Annotated in this window: 4 protein-coding genes and 1 pseudogene; all 5 read left to right on the top strand. The window is 63.4% G+C overall.

Features of this window, described 5'->3' with window-relative positions; all coding sequences use genetic code 11:
* Window positions 1-625 (top strand): annotated as a pseudogene (locus AHiyo1_RS15880) (replication-associated recombination protein A); the annotation flags it as partial.
* A 170-nt stretch (window positions 626-795) separates the two neighbouring features.
* Window positions 796-1416: a 30S ribosomal protein S4 gene (gene rpsD / locus AHiyo1_RS15875; RefSeq protein ID WP_028267147.1), complete on the top strand. Its 621-nt coding sequence runs from the start codon at window positions 796-798 to the stop codon at window positions 1414-1416.
* A gap of 148 nt (window positions 1417-1564) precedes the next feature.
* On the top strand, window positions 1565-1939 hold the full coding sequence (locus tag AHiyo1_RS15870; protein ID WP_059389201.1) for a DUF948 domain-containing protein: 375 nt from the start codon (window positions 1565-1567) through the stop codon (window positions 1937-1939).
* Between the two features lie 58 nt (window positions 1940-1997).
* Window positions 1998-2210, top strand: coding sequence for a hypothetical protein (locus AHiyo1_RS15865; protein ID WP_059389200.1), 213 nt, complete (start codon window positions 1998-2000; stop codon window positions 2208-2210).
* Between the two features lie 120 nt (window positions 2211-2330).
* On the top strand, window positions 2331-4010 hold a 1680-nt coding region (gene alaS / locus AHiyo1_RS15860), incomplete at its 3' end, for an alanine--tRNA ligase (protein ID WP_084784538.1).

Here is a 4010-nt window from a genome sequence, read left to right as displayed (position 1 = left end):
GAACTCCGCCATACGGAGCGGGCGCTGGACACGGCTGCCGTCCGCTACGACCGTGCGGGGGACCAGCACTATGACGTTGCCAGTGCGTTCATCAAGTCGATCCGCGGTTCCGACGTCGATGCGGCCCTCCACTATCTGGCCCGCATGCTCGAGGCGGGCGAGGATCCGCGCTTCGTGGCCCGCCGGATCGTCATTTCGGCCGCCGAGGACATCGGCATGGCGGATCCGACGGCGCTGCAGACCGCCGTCGCCGCTGCCCAGGCAGTGCAGTTGATCGGCATGCCCGAAGGCCGGATCATCCTCGCCGAAGCGGTGGTGCATCTGGCGACTGCGCCCAAGTCAAATGCCGCCTACCTGGCATCAACAAAGCCATCGCAGATGTGCGTGCGGGGATGGGGGTCGGGATTCCGGCGCATTTGCGGGACGCGCACTACCAAGGAGCGAAAGGCCTTGGCCACGGCCAAGGCTACAAGTACGCCCACGATGCCCCGCATGGCGTTGCCACCCAGCAGTACGCTCCGGACGATCTGGTCGGCAGGGACTATTACGAGCCACGGCAAACGGCGCCGAACGGGATATTGCTCCGAGGCTTGAGCGGCTGCGCAGGATCATCCGGGGCAAGTAGCCGCCATGGTAGGCTAGATGCTTGTCTGGCAAGGCTCGGGCGCACAATCCATCAAAATCCAGGTTTTGATGCTGTGCCCTGCGCCCCGTAGCAAAAGGCAGCGGTTGGCCGATGCTCTCCCTCATGGAGGCCAGTAACACTGACACACCGCAGATATTGGAAGGACACAAGTGGCTAACAACACTCGTGCTCGCCGTACCGCACGCCTTTCGCGTGCACTCGGCATCGCTCTGACTCCCAAGGCCGCCAAGTACATGGAGCGCCGTCCGTACGGCCCCGGTGAGCATGGCCGTGCCCGCAAGAAGCAGGACTCTGACTACGCCGTACGTCTGCGCGAAAAGCAGCGTCTGCGCGCCCAGTACGGCATCCGCGAAGCCCAGATGACCCGTGCATTCGAAGAAGCACGTCGCACCAAGGGCCTGACCGGTGAAAACCTGATCGAACTGCTCGAAATGCGTCTCGACGCCCTCGTGCTGCGTGCCGGCTTCGCCCGCACCATCGCCCAGGCCCGCCAGCTGGTTGTGCACCGCCACATCCTCGTTGACGGCATCCGCGTGGACCGCCCGTCGTTCCGCGTTGCGGAAGGCCAGCTCATCCACGTTCACAGCCGTAGCGAAGTCATGGCTCCGTTCCAGGTTGCAGCTGCCGGCGCACACGTCCTGAACGTCGTTCCGGCATACCTGGACGTCAAGATCGACGCCCTCCAGGCACGCCTGGTTCGTCGCCCGAAGCGCTCCGAGGTCCCCGTGACCTGCGAAGAGCAGCTCGTGGTCGAATTCTACGCTCGCTAATTCCCAGCAAGCACATACAAAGAAGCCCGTGGCACGCGCCGCGGGCTTCTTTGTATGTAAGGTACTTGGGGAAGCCACGCCGGGGTGCCTGTGTAGAACCACATGGCGAACCAGCGGCAAAGCAACAAATGCTAGGAGATGAGTGTCCATGACTGGTGGCGATATTGCAGGCCTGATCGCAGCCGGAGTTTTCGCGCTCCTTGTAGTCCTGTTGGCCGTGCCGATCCTCAAACTCGGGCGGGTCTTCGATGAGGTCCGCACCTCCATCCGTTCCTTGAGCGACGGAGCGACCCCCCTGATGGACGAGGTCACGGCGACGGTTTCCACCACCAACCAGCAGCTGAAAAAGGTGGATGGCATCACCTCCAACGTTTCCGACGCCTCCGCCAACATCTCTGCCTTGTCCTCGCTGGTGGCCGCAACAGTCGGTTCGCCGCTCATCAAGGTTGCAGCGTTCAGCTATGGAGTGCGCTCGGCTTTTGCCGCCCGCCGCAAACCGGGCAGTGGCCGCCGCAGCCGCTGAATCCGTTCGTAAGTCACGACCTTCGTATGTCAGGAAAACTGTGAAAAGAATTGTCTGGATGGGGATCGGCATGGCAATCGGAGTCATCGCCTTCCGCAAGATCACCCAAGCACAGGCCGCCATTGGCCCCGAAGGCCTGAACCGTGCCGTTGCGCGGCTGGCCGACGGCGTGTACGACTTCGCCGACGCCGTGCGCGCCGGAATGAATGAACGCGAAGTCGACCTCAGGGCCGCGCTTGGCATCGTAGAGTCCGACGCCGGCAGCCGTTAGCAGCCGCGGTTCGCCCAAGCGGCCGTCAACAGGGCAGAATTAGAAGCTGCGGCAATGGCGCATGCCAGAACCGCGCACAAACTCATGTGCAGTGAATTGAGAAGGGTAAGTAATCAGCTAATGAAGTCGCAGGAGATCACCAAACGCTGGGTGGACTTTTTTGTCAGCAAGGGCCACACAGCCGTCCCCTCAGCATCGCTCGTATCCAGCGACCCTTCCCTGCTCTTCACTGTGGCCGGCATGGTTCCCTTCATTCCCTACCTCACCGCCCGCGAGGAGCCGCCCTTCGACCGCGCCACGAGCGTCCAGAAGTGCATCCGCACCGGCGATATCGAGGAAGTGGGCAAGACCGCCCGCCACGGCACGTTCTTCCAGATGTGCGGAAACTTTTCCTTCGGGGACTACTTCAAGGAAGACGCCATCAAGTTCGCCTTCGAGTTGCTCACCAAGAGCGTCGACGACGGCGGTTACGGACTCGACGTCGAGCGCCTCTGGGTGACCGTCTACGAGGAAGACGACGAAGCCCAGGACTTGTGGCTCAAGAACACCGGCATCCCTGCCTCGCGCATCCAGAGGATGGGGAAGGCCGACAACTACTGGTCCACCGGGCAGCCTGGTCCTGCCGGCCCGTGCTCGGAAATCTACTATGACCGCGGCCCGGCCTATGGCGCCGAAGGCGGTCCCATCGCGGACGAAAACCGCTATGTCGAAATCTGGAACCTCGTGTTCATGCAGTACCAGATCGAGAACGTCCGCTCGAAGGTGGACTTCGACATCGTTGGCGAACTGCCCAAGAAGAACATCGATACCGGCCTCGGCATGGAACGCCTCGCGATGATCCTGCAGGGCGTCGAAAACATGTACGAAACGGACCAGGTCCGTCCCGTCATCGACAAGGCCGCAGCCCTTTCCGGCAAGGAATACACCTCTGCCGAGTCCGCTGACGACCCGCACCACACGGACGACGTCCGGATGCGCGTCGTCGCCGACCACATCCGTTCGGCCCTCATGCTCATTTCCGACGGCGTGTCCCCGTCCAACGAAGGCCGCGGCTACGTACTGCGCCGGCTGATCCGCCGTGCCGTCCGTGCGATGCGCCTCCTCGGGGTCGAAGAAGCCTGCCTGCCGCAATTGCTCCCGGCTTCCCGCGACGCCATGAAGGGTGTCTACCCCGTGGTGGAGACCGACTTCGATCGCATCAGCCGCATCGCCTACGCCGAAGAAAAAGCCTTCCTGCGCACCATCGCCTCCGGCACCGCGCGCCTCGAGGAAGCCGTGGTGCTCTCCAAGGCCGCCGGAAAGCCGCTGTCCGGCGAGGATGCCTTCGCCCTTCACGACACCTACGGATTCCCGATCGACCTCACCCTCGAAATGGCCGAGGAGGCCGGCTTGAAGGTTGACGAAGCCGAATTCCGCAGCCTCATGCTGGAGCAGCGCCAGCGCGCCCAGGCGGATGCCAAGGCCAAGAAGGGTGGACACGCCGACGTCTCGGCCTTCCAGGAGCTCCTGGCCGAGGGCGAGACGGTCTTCACCGGCTACACCGAACTGGAAGGCGAGGCCCGGGTCCGCGGCATCGTGAGCTCCGGCCGGCGTGTTGCCCACGCCTCCACGGGCGACGAAATCGAGCTCGTGCTCAACGAGACCCCGTTTTACGCAGAGGCGGGTGGCCAGTCGGCCGACAAGGGCCTCATCACCGGTGACGGCTTCGTCGTCGAGGTCCTCGACGTCCAGCGCCCCGTGAAGGGCCTGAGCGTCCACAAGGCTATCGTCCGCGAAGGCGAGATCGCTTCGGACGCTTTG

The sequence above is a fragment of the Arthrobacter sp. Hiyo1 genome (assembly GCF_001263615.2).
GTDB lineage: Bacteria > Actinomycetota > Actinomycetes > Actinomycetales > Micrococcaceae > Arthrobacter.
The sequence above is the reverse complement of the archived record's forward strand: the minus strand, read 5'-3'. Positions and strand labels throughout refer to the sequence as shown.